The 19,462-nt window shown below is 46.9% G+C and carries 18 protein-coding genes and 1 other annotated feature; of the genes, 17 read left to right on the top strand and 1 reads right to left on the bottom strand.

Annotated elements, in window-relative coordinates; genetic code table 11:
* Positions 1–13 precede the first annotated feature (13 nt).
* The 14 genes from DXC01_RS09025 to pgeF all read left to right on the top strand — a co-directional run bounded on the left by DXC01_RS09025 (position 14) and on the right by pgeF (position 14,691).
* Positions 14–1,066: an aldose epimerase family protein gene (locus DXC01_RS09025; RefSeq protein ID WP_118698760.1), complete on the top strand. Its 1,053-nt coding sequence runs from the start codon at positions 14–16 to the stop codon at positions 1,064–1,066.
* Between the two features lie 60 nt (positions 1,067–1,126).
* Positions 1,127–2,299 (top strand): SpoIID/LytB domain-containing protein, encoded by a 1,173-nt coding sequence (locus DXC01_RS09020; RefSeq protein ID WP_243111583.1) that lies wholly within the window; start codon positions 1,127–1,129, stop codon positions 2,297–2,299.
* Positions 2,300–2,414: 115 nt separating this feature from the next.
* Positions 2,415–3,320 (top strand): YihY/virulence factor BrkB family protein, encoded by a 906-nt coding sequence (locus DXC01_RS09015; RefSeq protein WP_022215301.1) that lies wholly within the window; start codon positions 2,415–2,417, stop codon positions 3,318–3,320.
* 1 nt (position 3,321) lies between these two features.
* Positions 3,322–3,544: a binding site (T-box leader), on the top strand.
* Between the two features lie 66 nt (positions 3,545–3,610).
* Positions 3,611–4,630, top strand: coding sequence for a phenylalanine--tRNA ligase subunit alpha (pheS, locus tag DXC01_RS09010; protein ID WP_118698789.1), 1,020 nt, complete (start codon positions 3,611–3,613; stop codon positions 4,628–4,630).
* Between the two features lie 143 nt (positions 4,631–4,773).
* Complete coding sequence (gene pheT / locus DXC01_RS09005; RefSeq protein WP_118252441.1) at positions 4,774–7,191, top strand: phenylalanine--tRNA ligase subunit beta; 2,418 nt, start codon at positions 4,774–4,776, stop codon at positions 7,189–7,191.
* Positions 7,191–7,805 (top strand): histidine phosphatase family protein, encoded by a 615-nt coding sequence (locus DXC01_RS09000; protein ID WP_118698758.1) that lies wholly within the window; start codon positions 7,191–7,193, stop codon positions 7,803–7,805. The genes pheT and DXC01_RS09000 overlap by 1 nt, the downstream gene beginning before the upstream one ends.
* 170 nt (positions 7,806–7,975) lie before the next feature.
* Positions 7,976–9,607: a MotA/TolQ/ExbB proton channel family protein gene (locus tag DXC01_RS08995; protein ID WP_118698757.1), complete on the top strand. Its 1,632-nt coding sequence runs from the start codon at positions 7,976–7,978 to the stop codon at positions 9,605–9,607.
* Positions 9,608–9,621: 14 nt separating this feature from the next.
* Positions 9,622–10,638, top strand: a complete 1,017-nt coding sequence (locus DXC01_RS08990; RefSeq protein ID WP_118698756.1) for an OmpA family protein — start codon at positions 9,622–9,624, stop codon at positions 10,636–10,638.
* 121 nt (positions 10,639–10,759) lie between these two features.
* A complete protein-coding gene (gene rplS, locus DXC01_RS08985; protein ID WP_022215307.1) occupies positions 10,760–11,107 on the top strand; it encodes a 50S ribosomal protein L19 in 348 nt (115 codons plus the stop codon).
* Between the two features lie 90 nt (positions 11,108–11,197).
* On the top strand, positions 11,198–11,791 hold the full coding sequence (gene lepB / locus DXC01_RS08980) for a signal peptidase I (RefSeq protein WP_118698755.1): 594 nt from the start codon (positions 11,198–11,200) through the stop codon (positions 11,789–11,791).
* Between the two features lie 7 nt (positions 11,792–11,798).
* Complete coding sequence (ylqF, locus tag DXC01_RS08975) at positions 11,799–12,656, top strand: ribosome biogenesis GTPase YlqF (protein ID WP_022215309.1); 858 nt, start codon at positions 11,799–11,801, stop codon at positions 12,654–12,656.
* Entirely contained in the window at positions 12,657–13,412 is a 756-nt protein-coding gene (locus DXC01_RS08970; protein ID WP_118698754.1) for a ribonuclease HII, read from the top strand.
* Positions 13,413–13,466: 54 nt separating this feature from the next.
* Entirely contained in the window at positions 13,467–13,817 is a 351-nt protein-coding gene (locus DXC01_RS08965; RefSeq protein WP_118252447.1) for a YraN family protein, read from the top strand.
* A 22-nt stretch (positions 13,818–13,839) separates the two neighbouring features.
* A complete protein-coding gene (gene pgeF, locus DXC01_RS08960; protein ID WP_022215311.1) occupies positions 13,840–14,691 on the top strand; it encodes a peptidoglycan editing factor PgeF in 852 nt (283 codons plus the stop codon).
* Between the two features lie 94 nt (positions 14,692–14,785).
* Here the strand turns inward: pgeF and DXC01_RS08955 are convergent, their stop codons facing one another.
* A complete protein-coding gene (locus DXC01_RS08955) occupies positions 14,786–15,958 on the bottom strand; it encodes a ribose-phosphate pyrophosphokinase (protein ID WP_022215312.1) in 1,173 nt (390 codons plus the stop codon).
* Positions 15,959–16,125: 167 nt separating this feature from the next.
* On the opposite strand from DXC01_RS08955, the gene DXC01_RS08950 reads away from it, so the two are divergent.
* From DXC01_RS08950 to plsY, 3 genes are read left to right on the top strand one after another with little or no spacing between them, the layout of a single operon-like run.
* Positions 16,126–17,508 (top strand): DUF512 domain-containing protein, encoded by a 1,383-nt coding sequence (locus tag DXC01_RS08950; RefSeq protein ID WP_022215313.1) that lies wholly within the window; start codon positions 16,126–16,128, stop codon positions 17,506–17,508.
* Positions 17,471–18,796 (top strand): ribosome biogenesis GTPase Der, encoded by a 1,326-nt coding sequence (gene der, locus DXC01_RS08945; protein WP_118698753.1) that lies wholly within the window; start codon positions 17,471–17,473, stop codon positions 18,794–18,796. The genes DXC01_RS08950 and der overlap by 38 nt, the downstream gene beginning before the upstream one ends.
* A 5-nt stretch (positions 18,797–18,801) precedes the next feature.
* Entirely contained in the window at positions 18,802–19,452 is a 651-nt protein-coding gene (plsY, locus tag DXC01_RS08940) for a glycerol-3-phosphate 1-O-acyltransferase PlsY (RefSeq protein ID WP_118698752.1), read from the top strand.
* The last annotated feature ends 10 nt before the right edge of the window (positions 19,453–19,462 follow it).

Raw genomic sequence — 19,462 nt, 5'->3', positions numbered from 1 at the left:
GAGGAATTACAGCATGGTAACAGAGTGGATTTTTGGAAATTTACCTTCAGGTGAAGAATCACATATTTATCACATTGAGAATGCGGCAGGAGCTTACATAGAAGTTTCACAGTATGGTGCGATCCTGGTGAATGTCTGCGTGCCGGATAAGGATGGCAGACTGACAGACGTAGTCCTTGGATACGATGATCTTGAGAGTTATTTTGTAAATGGATGCTTTTTCGGAGCATGCATCGGCAGAAGCGGCAACCGTATCGCAGATTCCAGATTTATGCTGGATGGCACAGAGATCAAACTGACGCCAAACGAAGGCAAGAACAATCTCCACAGCGGCCCGGACGGATTTGAGAAGAAACTGTGGAATGCATCTGCAGTAGAGGGACAGAATGCAGTTACTTTTTCCAGGATCAGTCCTGATGGAGAGAATGGCTATCCGGGAGAATTCGAAGTTTCTGTTACTTATGAGCTGACAGAGGAGAATGCAGTCCGCATCGTTTACTCCGGTGTGAGCGACAAGACAACCGTTGCAAACATGACGAACCACTCCTATTTCAACCTGAACGGAGAGGGCAGCGGCACTGCAATGGACCAGTATCTTACCATTCATGCGCAGGAATACACTCCGGTCCGTGAGGATTCCATTCCGCTTGGCGAGAATGCATCTGTTGAGGGAACTCCGATGGATTTCCGTACCGCAAAGCAGATCGGCAGAGATATCGGGGCTGATTTTGAACAGCTCAAATTCACAGGAGGTTTTGACCATAACTATGTGACAGACGGATACAACAAGGCGAGCATCCGTGAGATCGCTTCTGCGTGGTCAGAGAAATCCGGTATCCAGATGGATGTTCTTACAGATTGCCCATGCGTACAGTTCTATGCGGCAAACTTCGTGGAGGATGAGCACGGTAAGAACGGACATGTTTATAATAAACGTGAGGCATTCTGCCTTGAGACACAGGTAGAGCCGAATGCAGTCAATGTAGAGAATTTCCATTCACCAGTTCTGGAAGCAGGAGAGAAATATTACTCTGAGACAGTTTACAGATTCTCTGTAAGAAAATAACAGCCATGTTTTCTGGCTTTCCTCATATAATGGATTATGAGGAAAGCCAGATTTTTTTATGTGTATTTAGTGTTGCTTGTGGTACTGCTGAATGAATTGTCTGTACATGACTGTGCAGCAGCCGGACAGACGAAAGAAAACAAAGCAGAACCCGAGATCCGGGTAGCACTTACAGATTCTGATTTTCAGTTTGTATATCATGATTCTGTGACAATTTCCTTAAATGGAGAAGAGACTGTCTATGAAGCGGAGGCACTGCGTGGAAGAAATGAGATCATCTCGATCCCGGAGCAGGAAGGAGGAATCCTGATCCCGTCGATCCACAGGCAGTGCGGGACACCTTCCTATGGCGGCAGACTTGAGATCCGGCCGTGTGAAGAGGGACTTCTGGCGATCAATATTCTTCCGCTGGAAAAATATCTGGAGGCAGTTGTCCCGAGTGAGATGCCATCCACATACGAAAAAGAAGCACTCAAAGCGCAGGCAATCTGTGCGAGAACCTACGCCTGGAAGCAGATGCAGGGCAGCAGACTCCATGAATATGGTGCAGATGTGGATGACAGCGTAAGTTATCAGGTTTACCAGAATGTTGCACCGCAGGAATCGACAACAAAAGCGGTCAGGGAAACCGAAGGAATGATCCTGTCCCAGAATGGACAGCCTGTAGAGGCGTATTATTTTTCTACCTCGGCGGGTGTGACGAGCACGGATGAGATCTGGGGAGTTAGCGAAACTGCATCTTATCTCAAAAGCGTTCCCTGTGAATTTGACGCAGAAGAGCCCTGGAGTGCATGGACGGTGCAGATCCCCTGGACTGCTCTGGAAGAGAAGGCCGTTTCCCTTCTGAACATCGCAGGAAAACTGAAAGCAGTTTCTGTTCAGAAGAAAAGCCAGAGCGGTGCAGTGACAGAACTTACCGTAACGACAGAGGGTGGAACAGGAACGGTTGACGGAGAGTATTCCATAAGGGAATTTCTTTCTCCCAGGGGCTGCAAGATCACAGAAAAAGACGGCAGCGTTACAGAAGGGGGAAAACTTCTCCCCAGTGCCTACTTCGAGATCCAGAGCCAGGATGCGGATGGAATCACCCTGAAAGGCGGGGGATACGGGCACGGCGTAGGAATGAGTCAGACTGCCGCGAATGAGATGGCAAAGGAAGGATACAGCTATGAGGAGATCCTGGAATATTTTTTTCGGGAGATTGAGTTTGTAGACATTTATGGTGTGAAATAAGTGTTTTTTTGCTCAGTAGCTGTGTGCGGAGCGAACAGTAACTCAAACTTGTCACATTGTACACGATATGGTACAATGGTCAATAGACAAATTTGCTGATACCAGGAGAAGAAATATGGAAGAGAAGAAAGCCAAAAGCACGGTACAGTTGATCCTGGGCTTTATGGACCGGACCAAAAATGACCATATCGGTGCTTACGCTGCACAGGCGGCATACTTTTTGATCATGTCGTTTATTCCCTTTGTGCTGGTTCTTACCGCACTGATCCAATATACCCCGCTGACCTATCGGATGCTTCGACAGGTTATTATCGGGTTTGTTCCGACAAACCTTCAGGATTTTGTACTCAAGATCATTGCAGAAGTATTTACCAAGAGCGCAGCGGTCGTGCCGATCTCAGGTGTTTTTGCTCTGTGGTCCTCCTGCAAGGGTATGCAGTCACTCATTACGGGACTGAATGTGATCTATCATGTCAAAGAGACCCGAAACTGGCTGATAAACAGACTGTATTCTATGCTGTATATGTTTCTGTTTGTGATCGCAATTATCATAAGCCTTCTGCTTCTTGTCATGGGAAACCGGATCCATGCGGTGCTTGTGATTCATATGCCGTTTCTGGGGAAAGTCCTTGGAAGGATATTGAGTGCCAAGACATTTCTTGTATTTGTAGTATTGTTTCTTGTATTTCTGGTGCTGTACCGTTACCTTCCGAACCGTAAAGCATCGCTCAAGAGCCAGATTCCGGGAGCTTTTATCATAGCTGTCGCGTGGTCGCTGTTTTCGTACTTTTTTTCGCTGTATTTTACATTTTTCCCGAATTTCAGCAACATGTACGGAAGTCTGTCGGCACTGATCATGGTCATGCTGTGGCTCTACTGCTGTATGAACCTTCTGCTTTACGGTGCAGAGATCAATGCTTATTTTGAGAATCAGTTCCGTCAGGCACAGATTACTTTATGGCAGATGGTCAAAAAAAATCTTGACAGATTTTTCACTATGTGGCATAGTAAGAAAAGATAAGTCAAAGGCTTTGAAGGCGTTTCAGGGAATTGTTTCCTTTCAGAGAGAGGGAGTCAGCGGCTGTAAGCCCCCTTAAGTTCAGACAGTTTCTTATTTTCCCGCCGGAGCTTCATCTTTGAACTATTTCAGTAGGAGATGACGTTGATGCGCGTTAAGCATGACTCGAGTGCCTGCTCTTTAGCAGGAAACAGGGTGGTACCGCGGATAATGACTCCGTCCCTTTTTATGTGGGACGGGGTCTTTTTTGATGCTGTAATAAATAAACAAAAAGGAGATACAAAACCATGGATATGAAGGAAAGACTTCAGGAACTGGCAGAAGCAGCCAGAAAACGGATCGAAGAATCAGACGGTCCGGATAAACTGAATGAAGTAAAAGTTGCTTACCTTGGCAAAAAAGGTGAGCTGACAGCAATCTTAAAAAGTATGAAAGATGTTGCTCCGGAAGACCGTCCGAAAGTAGGACAGATGGTTAACGAGACAAGAACCAGGATCGAGGAACATCTGGAAGCAACCAGAAAGAAACTGGAAGAAGCACTTCGCGAAGAAAAAATGAAAGCAGAAGTGATCGACGTTACACTTCCTGCAAAAAAGGCAATGATCGGACATCGTCATCCGAACAGCATCGCACTGGAAGAAGTAGAGCGTATCTTTATCGGAATGGGCTACGAAGTAGTCGAAGGTCCGGAAGTAGAATATGCAGACTACAACTTCACCAAACTGAACATTCCGGAAGACCATCCGGCAAGAGACGAGCAGGATACTTTCTTTATCAATGATTCTATCCTTCTTCGTTCCCAGACTTCCCCGGTACAGGCACGTACCATGGAAAAAGGCAAACTTCCGATCCGTATGATCGCACCGGGACGTGTATTCCGTTCTGACGAAGTAGATGCAACACATTCCCCGTCTTTCCATCAGATCGAAGGTCTGGTCATCGACAAGAATATCACATTTGCAGACCTTAAGGGAACTCTTCAGGAGTTTGCACAGGAATTGTTCGGACCAGAGACAAAGACAAAATTCAGACCACATCACTTCCCATTCACAGAGCCAAGCGCAGAGGTAGACGTTTCCTGCTTCAAGTGCGGCGGCAAAGGATGCCGTTTCTGCAAGGGTTCCGGCTGGATCGAGATCCTCGGCTGCGGTACTGTTCATCCAAACGTACTGAGAATGTGCGGCATCGACCCGGATGAATATACAGGATTCGCATTTGGTGTAGGTCTTGAGCGTATCGCACTTCTCAAATATGAGATCGACGATATGAGACTTCTGTATGAGAACGATGTACGTTTCCTTAAACAATTCTAGTGTGCTGTCTCATAAATAACGCAGAATGTTTTTTCATCGACAAGGCGACTGAACGAGGCGATGCGGTGGCATCGTTGAGCGAAGTACACTAGTTCAATTCTTGCATAGTCTATTATGAAAAATTCGAAAGGTGGATATAAAACATGAATACATCAATGTCCTGGATTAAAATGTATGTGCCGGATCTGGATGTAACAGCCCAGGAATACACAGATGCCATGACACTGTCAGGAACAAAAGTGGAAGGCTTCGAAAAACTGGATGCAGATCTCGACAAGATCGTGATCGGACAGATTGACAAAATAGAAAGACACCCTGATGCAGACAAACTCATCATCTGCCAGGTAAACATCGGAACAGAGACCATTCAGATCGTAACAGGTGCCCCGAATGTCAAAGAAGGAGACAAAGTACCGGTCGTTCTGGACGGCGGACGTGTTGCAGGCGGTCATGACGGCAAAATGACTCCTGGCGGCATCAAGATCAAAAAAGGTAAACTCAGAGGCGTAGAATCCTGCGGTATGATGTGCTCCATCGAAGAACTTGGAAGCACAAGAGAAATGTATCCGGAAGCTCCGGAATACGGTATCTACATTTTCCCGGAAGATGCAGTTGTAGGCGAGAGCGCGATCAAAGCACTCGGTCTTGATGATGTTGTTATTGAATACGAGATCACATCCAACCGTGTAGACTGCTACGGTGTACTTGGAATCGCAAGAGAAGCAGCAGCCACTTTTGACAAAAAATTCGTTCCTCCTGTAGTAAAAGAAACAGGAAACGACGAAAAAGCATCTGACTATGTCAAAGTTACCGTAGAAGATCCGGAACTTTGCCCGAGATATACAGCAAGAGTTGTCAAAAACGTCAAGATCGGACCATCCCCGAAATGGATGCAGAGATGTCTGGCTTCCAACGGAATCCGCCCGATCAACAACCTCGTTGATATCACAAACTATGTTATGGAAGAATATGGCCAGCCGATGCATGCATACGATCTGGATACCATCGAAGGCAGAGAGATCATTGTACGCCGTGCAAAGGCAGGCGAGAAATTTGTAACCCTGGATGGTCAGGAACGTGAGATGGACGACCAGGTTCTGATGATCTGCGACGGCAAGAAAGCAGTCGGCATCGCCGGAATCATGGGTGGAGAAAACTCCATGATCACAGACAATGTACACACGGTACTTTTTGAGGCAGCATGCTTCAACGGAACAAACATCCGTCTTTCTTCCAAGAGGATCGGACTTCGTACCGATGCATCCGGTAAATTCGAAAAAGGTCTTGACCCGAACAATGCCAAAGCAGCAATCGACCGTGCATGCCAGCTTATGGAAGAACTGGGAGCAGGTGAAGTCGTAGGCGGAATCGTAGATATCTGTAACGAGACAAGAGAACCTTCCAGAGTACCGTTTGAGCCGGAGCGCATCAACGCACTTCTCGGAACAGACCTTACAAAAGAAGAAATGCTTGCATACCTTGCAAAAGTAGAACTGACTCTGGACCCGGAGACAAATGAGATCGTAGCTCCGACATTCCGTCAGGATATCCACTGCATGGCAGACGTGGCAGAGGAAGTTGCAAGATTCTTCGGATATGACAAGATCCCGACCACACTTCCGACAGGAGAAGCTACCACAGGAAGACTTCCATTCAAACTCCGCATCGAGAACGTGGCAAGAGATATCGCTGAGTACTGCGGATTTTCAGAGGGAATGACCTACTCCTTCGAAAGCCCGAAAGTATTCGACAAACTTCGCATTCCGGAGGATAGCGACCTTCGCAAAGCGATCACGATCAGCAACCCGCTTGGAGAGGACTACAGCATCATGCGTACAACAACTCTGCATGGCATGCTTTCTTCTCTGGCAACAAACTACAACAGAAGAAACAAAGGCGTTCGTCTGTATGAGATCGGCAAGGTATATCTGCCAAAAGCACTGCCGCTGACAGAACTTCCGGATGAGAGAACACACTTCACTCTTGGAATGTACGGCGCAGGAGACTTCTTTGATATGAAGGGCGTTGTAGAAGAATTCTTCGAAAAATCCGGAATGAAGAAAAAAGTCCACTACACACCGGACAGCAACAAGACTTATCTGCATCCGGGCAGACAGGCAAACATCAGCTACGAAGGCAAAGTAGTCGGTTACCTCGGAGAAGTTCATCCGATCGTTGCAGATAACTATGGAATCGGTGAGAGAACTTACATCGCAGTCATCGATATCCAGAATATCCTTGAATTCTGCGGATTCAACCACAAATTTACAGGAATCGCCAAATATCCGGCAGTTACCCGTGACTTAAGTATGGTTGTTCCGAAACATGTCCTTGCAGGACAGATCGAGGATGTCCTTGAGCAGAGAGGCGGCAAGATCCTTGAATCTTACCAGCTCTTCGATATCTACGAGGGTGCACAGATCAAACCTGGATACAAGTCCATGGCTTATTCTGTGGTATTCCGTGATCATGAAAAGACTCTTGAAGAAGCTGAGATCACAACAGCAATGAAGAAGATCCTGAATGGTCTGACAGACCTTGGAATCGAGCTGAGAAGCTGATGAAACTTTATGTTGTACGGCACGGGAAAACTGTGTGGAACAAACTTCATAAGGTACAGGGAGTAGCAGATATCCCGCTTGCCGAAAATGGAATCCTTCTTGCCGAAAAGACAGGGGAAGCATTAAAAGATGTTTCTTTTGACCTCTGTATCACCAGCCCGCTCATAAGAGCCAGAAAGACAGCCGAGCTGATCCTTGAGAAACAGTCGGGAAAGGTTTCGGTGATCGAGGATGCAAGGATTCAGGAGATCAACTTCGGTGTCCTGGAAGGTGTCGTGTGCATGAACGATGCGCGTGAATATCTGGATCCGCAGATGGAGAAGTTTTTTACAGATCCATGGAACTTTGAACGTCCGAAGGATGGGGAAAACATTCAGGATATCCTCACTCGGACAAAGGACTTCTGGGAAGAACTCATCCACGATCCCGCTCTTCAGGATAAGACGATCCTGATCGCATCTCATGGATGTGCGGTAAGAGCACTTCTTCATAATGTATATAATGATCCGAAGGATTTCTGGCATGGTTTTGTTCCTCCAAACTGCAGTGTCAATGTAGTTGAGGTCACAGATGGCAAGGCCGTTCTTCTGGAAGATGACAAAGTATATGCATAAATAAAACGAAATAAGACAGCCTGGAAACTTTTTGACAGAGTTTCCGGGCTGTTTTTGTGTTATCCGGGGAAAATGTGTCCAAAGTGTGAGACTTTTGGTAAAGTGGAGAAAACAACTTGTTCACAAAAAAGTGGTATGATATGATAAGAAACAGAAATAGGAGGTAAGCTATGAGAAAAAAAGCGTTAAATGTAATACTTTTTCTGGCAGTTGTGATCGCGGCTGTCGGAATGACACTTTATGTTGGCCGCGGAGCTGCCAGCATACTGGTTTACAACTTCTGCTTTCTGGGAATTATGGTGATCGCTTATGTGGTGGGAATGTTCGGCGGAATGTTCCGCATGAATGACCTTTCCAGAGCATTCCGTGATGCGGCAGATGAGCTTAAGGATATTTTTCAGTCACCAGGCAAGATCGATACAAGCAAGCTTTCTTCCCTGAACGGCATTTTTCATCACCGTTATCTGGATGACAAGATGCAGGCATTCACCGATACGATCTCTCAGAGTCAGGAGGGAATTGGTGATATTGAGGAATATCTGAATGAGGAAGACGTGGATGAACACATTCACAAGAGGCTTCTGGAAATGGTGCCGGATATCTTTACCAGCCTTGGTATCCTTGGTACTTTCGTAGGTCTTGTATGGGGACTTAAGAACTTTGAACCAAGCAACTATGAGGCGATGACAACTTCCGTTGCGTCTCTGGTAGATGGTATCAAGGTTGCGTTCCTGACTTCTATTTATGGTATTGCGATGTCCATCGTTTACAGCTGTGGCATGAAATCAGAATATTCTTCTCTGACATCCAATCTCCAGAGCTTTCTGGATCGTTTCCATACATATGTCATGCCGACTGCTGAGAGCGAGTCCATGAACATTCTGGTTGCAAGCCAGAAGAACCAGACAGCAGCCATGGAACAGATGGCAGAGAAATTCTCTGTGCAGATGGCAGACAGCTTTGAGAAAGTCATCACTCCGACTTTCCAGAAGATGAACGATTCTCTCGATGTGCTGGTCAATTCTGTCACCAAATGTCAGGAAGATGCGATCAAGGAGATCCTGGATACGTTCCTTAAGGAAATGAATCTTTCCTTCAAGACACAGTTCGAGGATTTTGGCAGAGCACTTACACAGCTTAAGGATGCACAGACGGATAATACGAATTACACGACAAATCTCTATCAGTCCATGAGCCGTCAGTTAAGTGAGGCCTATGCGGAGCATGAGCGTATGATGAGAAGCATGCTTGAGGATACCAGCGCCGCTCAGAAGGATTATCTGGATATGGCTGGCCGCATCCTCAAGGACAACCAGGCGATCCAGAAGGAACAGCAGGCAGATTATCAGCACCTTGCGGATTATCTCAAGGAAGCAGAATCTTCTTCCGCGAAGTTCTGGGTTGCATGTAACCAGACTATGCAGAAATATGTCGAGGCGGCTGCACAGGGAATGGATAAGATCACAGCATCCGGCAAGCGAAATGCAGAACTTGCACAGGCAAATCAGCAGGTTGTTGCAGAGTTCGATGCGAGACTTCAGGAATTTATGAATTACCAGAAACTGTCTTACAAGACCATGGATCAGGTACGCCGTCTTCTTGCGGATATTTCCGCGGCAGGAAGCAGCAAGAATGTGACACTGACTGCCGGACAGATGACACAGAAGCAGTCTTTCGACAAATTAGAAGAACTTCTGGAGCAGCAGGGAGATCAGCAGCAGGCACTTCTTGAAGAACTGAACCGCAATTTACGCGAACTGACCAAGGGAGCACAGAAAGGCAAATTTGGTATATTCAGATAGAATAGGAGAATCAGATGCGCAGAAAGAAAAAATCAGAAAACAACGGCTTCAATGTCTGGCGTTCTTATTCTGATATGATGGCAGGTGTCCTTCTGCTTTTTGTGCTGATCATGTGTGTGACCCTTTTTCAAGCCCAAAAAAGCTACAACGAGAGTATCCAGGAGAGAGATGACAAAATCGCTCTTCAGGAAGAATACACACAGCAGCTTCTGGACAAGCAGACTGCCCTCGATGAGAAGGAAGGAACGATCCAGAATCAGGACGAACAGCTCAAGAGCCAGGATGAACAGCTCAAGACACAGCAGGAAAAACTGGATGAGCAGCAGCAACAGCTGACTGCACTGGCGGCCAAGCTCAAAGAACAGGAAGCAACACTCAAGAGCCAGCAGTCCGCTCTTGATACCAAAACTGCACAGCTTAAGAGCCAGCAGGAACAGATCGACCAGATCATCGGTGTCAAGGCAGAGGTTATCGAGGCACTGAAGAATGAATTTTCCAAAAATAATATCAATGTAGATATCGATGCACAGACCGGTGCGCTGACGCTGGAAGCAAGTGTCATGTTCGACTATGACCAGGCAGAACTGACCGATGCCGGTAAGCAGGCACTGGAGCAGATCCTTCCGATCTACTGTAAAGTTCTTCTGCAGGATGATTATATGAAGTATCTTGCAGAGATCATCATTGACGGTTATACCGATACAGACGGGGATTACAGCTATAACCTCCAGCTCTCCCAGCAGAGATCTCTGGCGGTGGCTCAGTATCTTCTTGATATTCAGGGGAATTTCCTGGATTCCACACAGTCAGCGAACCTTCAGAATTATCTGACAGTAAACGGGCATTCCATGGCGAATCCTGTCCTTGACGCAGATGGAAATGTCGATAAGGATGCATCCAGACGAGTGGAGATCAAGTTCCGCCTGAAGGATGAAGAGATGATCGATGAACTGAACCAGATCATGAGCAGTTCTTCAGATACTGCTTCTGCGGATACTGCTTCCTCTTCCGACAATACATCTGCGAATTAAATAAAAAACTTCTTGCAATTAAGAATCTTTTATAGTATAATCGTACATGTTGTAAAAACGATGGTCCTCTGTTACAAGATTATGTATTAAGAACATCCAGATAAGAATAGGAGAGAATAAAATGAACGACATTATCAAAAACATTGAGTCTGCTCAGTTAAAAGCAGAAGTACCGCAGTTCCGCGTTGGTGACACAGTAAGAGTACACGCTATGATCAAAGAGGGAAACCGTGAGAGAATCCAGATCTTTGAGGGAACTGTTCTTAAGAGACAGGGCGGAAGCACAAGAGAAACTTTCACAGTAAGAAAGAGCTCCAACGGTGTTGGCGTTGAGAAGACATGGCCGCTTCACTCCCCACACGTTGTTAAAGTAGAAGTTATCCGTCAGGGTAAAGTTCGCCGTGCTAAGCTGAACTACCTGAGAGATCGTGTAGGTAAAGCTGCAAAGGTTAAAGAACGCGTTAGATAATGTATTTTATCTGAAAATTTCAAAGGTTTTAAAAGCAGGGACAATAACGAACAGCTATTGTCCCTCTTTTCCATTATGGAGAGAACAGTTATGAATATAAAAAACTGGAAAGAACATCCCAAAGTCCTGGAACTGAGGGCGAAACTGGAGGACCGCAAGACCCGGGGAATCCTGAAATGGGCCTTTCAGATCACCGTGACACTTGTGTTTGCAGCAGTTGTGGCATTGATGATGTTTCAGACTGTGACAATGCAGGAGAATTCTATGGAACCGACGATCTCCGTCGGCGACCGTTTTTTTGTAAATAAAGCAGTATATAAGTTTTCTTCGCCGCAGAGAGGTGATCTGATCGTTTTTCGGACGAGTGCCAGTGATGATGCGGCTCTGCATATCCGGAGAGTGATCGGGCTTCCGGGGGAACGGATCCAGATCTCGAATGGCAAGATACTGATCGACGGCAAAGAATACGAAGAGGCAAACCAGTTTCCTGAGATCACGAATCCGGGGCTGGCTTCCACTACAGTAACGCTGGAATCCGGGGAGTATTTCGTCCTGGGAGACAAACGGAACAACAGTGAGGACAGCCGATATGCAGATATTGGAAATGTGAAGAAACGATACATTGTCGGTAAGCTGTGGTTTACCTGCTCGCCGATGAAGAAGTTTGGTTTTATGAAAGGTTAAGACAGATATGAATATACAATGGTATCCTGGTCATATGACCAAGGCAAAAAGACAGATGCAGGAAGATTTGAAACTGATCGATCTGATCATAGAGCTGGTAGATGCCAGAGTGCCGCTTTCCAGCAGGAACCCGGATATCGACCAGCTTGGACAGAACAAATCCCGTCTGATCCTTCTGAACAAGGCTGATCTCGCAGACGAGAGACAGAATGAAGCATGGAAGGAATACTTTCAGAGCAAGGGCTTTTATGTAGTCAAAGTCGATTCACGCAGCGGTTCGGGAATGAAAATGATCCAGAACGTGATCCAGGAGGCCTGCAAAGAAAAAATCGAGCGTGATCGCAGAAGAGGGATCAAGAACCGTCCGATCCGTGCGATGGTAGCCGGAATCCCGAATGTTGGTAAATCCACATTTATCAACACCTTTGCCGGAAAAGCCTGTGCCAAGACCGGAAACAAACCGGGTGTGACCAAGGGCAAACAGTGGATTCGCCTGAACAAGAACGTAGAACTTCTGGACACCCCGGGAATTCTCTGGCCGAAATTTGAAGACCAGCTTGTAGGAATCCGCCTTGCCTGTGTCGGCTCTATCAAGGATGATATCCTGAACATCGAGGAACTGGCTCTCTGGCTTCTCGAGAAACTGAAAAAGGATTATCCGGGAGCCCTTGAGAAACGTTATGGGATTTCTGAGGAGGGAACTCCACTTGAGACACTTGAGGCGATCGCCAGAGCGAGGGGCTGCCTGAAACGTGGAGAAGAACTGGACTATGTGAAGACTTCCGGGCTGATCTTCGACGATTTCCGCGGAGGCAAGATCGGACGCATTACCCTGGAATGGGCAGGACAGCAGGAGAATAATTAAATGAAAAAGATAGGCGAGATCAAAGAAGAATTTGCCGCAGCCAGTGAAGGTCAGTGGGCAGATCTGTGTGCAGGTTACGCGGAGGACCAGAGAAGCGGCGTACAGAAGATCGTTTCTCAGTATCAGAAGAAATTGGAGAATCTTGAGAAGGAAAAACTCCGCATGGAGCAGATGATGCAGTATGAGCATGAATACGAACATCTGGGATATCTCTGCGGTATTGATGAGGTTGGAAGGGGGCCGCTTGCAGGACCGGTGATTGCCTGCGCAGTGATTCTGCCGAAGGATCATGATATCCTTTATCTGAACGATTCCAAGAAACTGACAGCACACAAGAGAGAAGAACTCTATGATGTCATCATGGAGAAAGCTGTCGCGGTAGGCATCGGCATGGCAAGTCCACAGAGGATCGATGAGATCAACATTCTCCAGGCGACTTATGAGGCAATGCGGGAGGCAATCAGTAAGCTTAAAGTCACTCCGCAGCTTCTTCTCAACGATGCAGTGACGATTCCGCAGGTGACGATCCCGCAGGTTCCGATCATCAAGGGAGATGCCAAGAGCGCATCCATTGCAGCGGCCAGCATTGTTGCCAAGGTCACAAGGGACAGAATGATGGTTGAGTATGACAAGACTCTGCCGGGATACGGATTTGCTTCCAATAAGGGCTATGGCTCATCGGAGCACATTGAAGCCCTCAAGAAATATGGTCCGTCCCCGATACACAGAGCAAGTTTTATCACACACTTCGTATAAAATTTTATAAATACCAAAGATACCGACACATAAAAAAGAAAAGAGCGGGCGCGTATCAACAAACGTAAAGTAGGCAGTCGTCATGAAGAACAGGCGGCTGCCTTTCTGGAAAAACAAGGGCTTAAGATCCTTGAACACAATTTTTTCTGCCGGGGAGGCGAGATTGACCTGGTTGCGAAAGACGGAAAATATCTTGTTTTTGTAGAAGTGAAATACCGGGCGACAACAACTTCCGGAGAAGCGGCAGCAGCCGTAGACTTTAAGAAACAGCGTCGGATCAGCAGGGCGGCACAGTTTTATCTGCTCCGTTATGGATATGGGGAGCCTCCATGCAGATTTGATGTGGTGGCAATTGACGGAGATGAGATCCAGTGGATCAGAAATGCATTTGATTACTGCGGATAAAATGCAGAGAGGAGAGTACACGATGATAAAGATAAAATGGCATCAGGAAAACGAACCCAGGATGCATGTGAATACAAGAGAAGGTGTAACGTATCTTACCTATCCGGAATTTGACAGACTGCCGGGATTTGTGCATGCATTCAGCACCAGACTTGGCGGTGTCAGTGAGGGGATCTATTCTTCTATGAACTTAAGTTTTACAAGAGGTGACAAAGACGAGGCGGTAAGAGAAAATTATCGCAGACTGGCAGATGCAGTCGGTTTCAAAATGGAAGATATCGTGACTTCTGACCAGACACATACGGCAAATGTGCGCCTTGTCACAGAAGAAGACCGCGGAAACGGCATCACGAAACCAAGACCGTACACAGACGTGGATGGGATGATCACCAATGTACCGGGGCTGGTCCTTGCGACATTTTACGCGGATTGTGTGCCTCTGTACTTTATCGATCCGGTACACCGCGCGATCGGACTTTCTCATTCCGGATGGAGAGGAACGGTGGCAAAGATCGGGGAGGTCACAGTTCGAAGGATGCAGGAAGAATTCGGCTCTGACCCGTCGGAGATCTACGGCGCAGTCGGTCCATCCATCTGCCAGGACTGTTATGAAGTGAGTGAAGATGTGATCGAACAGTTCCGCGCTGCTTTCCCACAAGACAAGTGGGATGCTCTGTTTTATGGTAAGCCGGATGGCAAATACCAGCTGGATCTCTGGGAGGCAAATCACCAGATCATGCTGGGAGCAGGCTTGAAAGAAGAGCATATTTCCATGCCAAATCTGTGCACCTGCTGCAATCCGGAATTCCTTTTTTCGCACAGGGCTTCCCATGGCAGGAGAGGAAATCTGGGGGCATTTCTGGGGATCCGCTGATAAGATACAACTACAACTGCACAGGCAATAAAAAACGGGCTGCATACAGTACAAAAACTGTATACAGCCCGCAAATATACATGTAAGAGAAAAATCAGCGTTTGCTTACTTTTTCCATCAGCTCCATGATCTTTTCGTTGCTGGAACGAACTTTCTCTACAGATAAGTCATGGTTGATGATGTCCATGATACTTGCAAGGTATTTGCTCATGTTTGCTTCGACGTAATATGGTCTTGTGAGCAGTTCAGGATCACGGTAGTTCAGGTTGGTGGTGATAACCTTGTCGATCCAGCCTTTCTCATAGTATTCATCGAATTTCTTGAGACCGTCTGTGAACAGACCGTAAGTAGTACAGATGAAGACACGCTTTGCTTTACGTTCCTTGATCTGCTTGGCAACATCGAGCATACTCTCTCCGGAAGAGATCATATCGTCGATGATGACAACATCCTTGCCCTCTACGGAATCTCCGAGGAACTCATGGGCAACGATCGGGTTCTTGCCGTTGACAACGGTAGAATAATCACGACGTTTGTAGAACATACCCATATCAACACCGAGAATGTTAGAGAAATATACTGCTCGTGACATCGCACCCTCATCCGGGCTGATGATCATCAGATGATCGTTGTCAAGCTTGAAGTCCTTGACTTCTTTAACCAGTGCTTTGAGGAACTGGTAGGTCGGGAAGAAGTTATCAAATCCGTTGAGCGGGATGGAGTTCTGTACACGTGGGTCATGCGCATCAAAAGTGATAAAGTTGGAAACGCCCATATCACTTAATTCCTTGAGCATCAGTGCACAGTCAAGAGATTCTCTCTTGGTACGGCGGTGCTGACGTCCTTCGTAAAGGAACGGCATGATGACGTTGATGCGATGAGCTTTACCGGTAGCTGCGGAAATGATCCTCTTGAGATCCTGATAATGGTTGTCCGGTGACATGTGGTTCTCATGACCGCATACGGTGTAAGTTTCTGTGTAGTTGGTGATATCTACCATGATAAAGAGATCGGCACCACGAACAGATTCTTTGATGTAACCCTTGCCCTCGCCGGTACCGAAGCGGACGCATTCGCACTCGACAAGGAAAGAAGGAAGGCTGTATCCCTGTGGTACAGTGCTCGGTTTCTTCTTTGCTACAAGTTCTTTACGGAATTTTACAAGTTTCTTGTCAACCTCTTTTGCAAGATCCTGACATCCGGCAAGTGCTGCAATACGGATGGGAGCAACCGGGGTCGCTTTTTCAAGTAACTCTATATTTGGCATAATATTCCTCCTAGGTATAGTTTTTCAAACTGAGTCCTACTACATTTATAACATTTGACCTAAATCCCGTCAAGGAATTTATTGATTTTTACCCGGAGAATTGTTATCATAGTAATGATCCGGATATGGACGAAGGCATATCCGAATGACAAAAAGAAAGGAACACCATGAAAAAAAAGAAACATAAGATTTCCAAAGTTCTTCCTGGAAGCATCGGCGAGGAGCTGGAGCTGGAGCCGGGAGATGTGCTGGCAGAGATCAATCATCAGGCGGTGGAGGATGTTTTTGATTACCGTTATCTGATGAACGATGAATATATAGAACTTCTTATAGAGAAAGCCAACGGAGAGATCTGGGAGCTGGAAGTGGAGAAGGATTATGATGAGGATCTGGGAATAGAGTTTGAGAATGGCCTGATGGATGATTACCGTTCCTGCAGCAACCATTGCATGTTCTGCTTTATCGACCAGATGCCGCCGGGAATGAGGGAGACTCTCTATTTTAAGGATGATGATTCCAGGCTTTCCTTCCTGCAGGGAAACTATGTGACATTGACGAATATGAGCCAGGAGGATATTCAGAGGGTGATCAAATATCACCTGTCTCCGATCAATGTTTCTTTCCAGGCAATGAATCCGAAGCTTCGCTGCAAGATGCTCCACAATCGTTTCGCGGGGGATGCCCTCAAGAAAGTGGACCAGCTTTACGAGGCGGGGATCACCATGAACGGACAGATCGTTCTGTGCAAGGGAGTCAACGATGGTGAGGAGCTGGAGTACAGCCTGGAGAAACTTTCTGCATATGCGCCGGTCCTTCAGAGTGTATCAGTGGTCCCGGTAGGCCTGACGAAATTCCGCGACGGACTTTATCCATTGGAGAGTTTTGAGCGGGAGGATGCGATCAAAGTCCTCGAGCAGATCCATCGCTGGCAGCGTAAGATGTACAAGGAACATGGAATCCATTTCATCCACGCTTCTGATGAGTGGTATATTCTCGCAGGACTGGAACTTCCAGAGGAAGAGCGGTATGATGGTTATCTTCAGCTTGAGAACGGAGTGGGAATGCTGAGACTTCTGGATACAGAGGTCAGACTGGCTGTTGAGAAACGTACGGGAGATGAGAAACCAAGATCCATTACTGTTGCGACCGGCAAGCTGGCAGCACCTTATATCGAGAAATGTCTCGAAAAGATTTCCACGAAATATCCGAATCTTGAATATGAAGTGATCACGATCAGGAACAATTTCTTCGGCGAAAAGATCACAGTTTCCGGGCTTATCACAGGCACCGACCTGAAAGAACAGCTTTCGAACCGCAAGCTGGGTGAGAGAGTTCTGATCCCGTGCAATATGCTCAGAAGCGGTGAGAATGTTTTTCTGGATGATCTGACCGTGGATGATGTTTCAAAGGCAATTGGAAGAGAAATCGTAATCGTAGAGGAAGACGGGGAAGATCTGGTATCTTCTGTACTGGATCCCGTTCAGAATAAAAAACAGACAAGGAGACAAATGTATGAGCAAACCAGTAGTAGCAATAGTGGGCAGGCCTAATGTCGGCAAATCCACGTTGTTTAACGCCCTGGCAGGCGAAATGATATCTATTGTAAAAGATACACCGGGTGTGACCCGTGACAGAATTTATGCTGATGTGACATGGCTGGACAAATCCTTTACCATGATCGATACTGGCGGAATTGAGCCGGACAGCGGTGACATCATTCTTTCTCAGATGAGAGAGCAGGCACAGATTGCGATCGACACTGCCGATGTTATCGTATTTATCACAGATGTACAGCAGGGACTTGTGGATTCTGATGCGAAGGTTGCAGACATGCTGCGCCGTAGCCAGAAACCGGTCATTCTTGTTGTAAACAAAGTAGACAGCGTTCAGAAATATATGATGGACGTTTATGAATTCTACAATCTGGGAATCGGAGAACCAGTACCGATTTCAGCAGCCAACCGCACCGGACTTGGTGATATGCTGGATGAGATCGTCAAGGAATTTCCTGAGGATCTTGATACAGAGGAGGAAGATGATATCCCGAAGATCGCCGTTGTAGGTAAACCGAATGTCGGCAAGTCTTCTCTTATCAACCGGCTTCTCGGCGAGGATCGTGTGATCGTGTCCGATATCGCAGGAACCACAAGAGATGCTGTTGATGCCAAGGTCAAATGGCAGGGCAAGGAATACATCTTCATCGATACCGCCGGACTTCGCCGCAAAGGCAAGATCAAAGAAGAGATCGAGCGTTACAGCGTGATCCGTACTGTGACCGCAGTAGAGCGTGCACATGTTGTCGTGATCGTGATCGATGCGACAGAGGGTGTTACCGAACAGGATGCCAAGATCGCCGGAATTGCACATGAGCGCGGCAAGGGCGTTATCATTGCAGTGAATAAATGGGATGCCGTTGAGAAGGACGACAAGACTATCTACAAACACACAAACCGTATCAGAGAAGTGCTGGCATATATGCCGTACGCAGAACTTGTATTTATCTCTGCCAAGACAGGCCAGCGTCTGCCGAAGCTTTTTGAGACCATTGATGCTGTTATCGAGAATCAGACACTCCGCATCCAAACCGGTGTGCTCAATGAGATCCTCGCAGAGGCCGTTGCCATGCAGCAGCCGCCGTCTGACCGTGGTAAGCGTCTCAAGATCTTCTATATGACTCAGGTTGGAGTGCGTCCGCCGACATTCGTTATCTTTGTAAACGACAAAGAACTGATGCATTTCTCCTACACCCGTTATATTGAGAACAAGGTAAGGGATGCATTCGGTTTCCGCGGCACACCGCTGAAATTTATTATCCGTGAACGCGGGGAAAAGAGTTGAATGAAATGACTGAACGTTTGATATGCCTTCTGGTCGGTTATGTTTTTGGACTGTTTCAGACTTCTTATATTATTGGAAAGATGCATAAGACAGATATCCGTGAACATGGAAGCGGCAATGCAGGAACCACCAATGCCCTGCGTACCTTTGGCAAAAAAGCCGGCGCGATGACGCTTCTTGGCGACTGTCTCAAATGTGTGCTGGCGATCGTGGCCGTGCGATTGATCTTCCGTAACTCTGCCGCTGATGTCATGCCTCTGCTTGCGATCTATGCGGCAGCAGGTTGCGTCCTTGGACATAACTTTCCGATCAACCTTGGATTTCGCGGTGGAAAGGGGATCGCGGCATCTGTTGGATTCCTGATCGCTTTTGACTGGAGAATTTTTGTCCTCTGTGCGATCGTGTTCTTTGTGATCTTTTTCCTGACACATTATGTTTCACTGTGCTCATTAAGCTGCTATATGGTTGCACTGATCGCACTGATCGTGCGCGGCGAGCATGGTGCTTACGGGATGGACAGACCACACACCCTGGAGATGTACGGGGTGATGGTGTTTCTGACCTGCCTTGCGTTCTGGAGACACAGAGCCAATATCGTGAGGCTGGTACGCGGAGAAGAAAACAAAGTACTTGTCGGAAAATCAAAGAAAGGTTAAAAGGTAGCAT

The sequence above is a fragment of the Blautia sp. OM07-19 genome (assembly GCF_003481595.1).
GTDB classification, from domain to species: Bacteria; Bacillota; Clostridia; order Lachnospirales; family Lachnospiraceae; genus Blautia_A; species Blautia_A intestinihominis.
This window is presented reverse-complemented; position numbering and strand designations above follow the sequence as displayed.